Annotated in this window: 1 protein-coding gene; it reads left to right on the plus strand. The window is 61.8% G+C overall.

Annotation, left to right across the window (positions count from 1 at the left end):
• Nucleotides 1-408 (plus strand): ABC transporter substrate-binding protein (locus G8O24_RS42900; protein WP_368736654.1); only part of this gene is annotated, 408 nt, incomplete at both ends.

The following is a 408-nucleotide window of genomic DNA, read 5'->3' on the forward strand; positions in this document are numbered from 1 at the left end:
TCGCGAAGGCGTGCAAGGTCGGTCTGTCCGGGCAGGCAACTCCGGCGACCTGCTTCGTCCAGGCCGATCATCCTGCCTATCAGAAGGCTAAGGTCGTTTACGAGCGCGATCTTCACAAGGCCAAGGCCCTGTTCAAGGAGACCGGCCTCAAGCAGTTCCGTGTTCTGGGGACCGACCACGACTGGATGAAGGCAGTGGAGAACATCCTGGTGGACTCCCTCAAGGAGGCTGGCGTCATCGTCGAGTTCGATCAGAAGCAGTCGGCGGACGTCTACAACGAGATCACCGGTAAGCCCGATGCCTACGACGTTGTGCTGGCCCCTGGGGATCCGTCAGTCTTTGGTGCCGATGCCGACCTCCTGATGCGCTGGTGGTACGCGGGCGACGTGTGGGTCGACGGCCGTATGC

It is taken from the genome of Bradyrhizobium campsiandrae, from assembly GCF_014529705.1.
Lineage (GTDB): Bacteria > Pseudomonadota > Alphaproteobacteria > Rhizobiales > Xanthobacteraceae > Bradyrhizobium > Bradyrhizobium campsiandrae.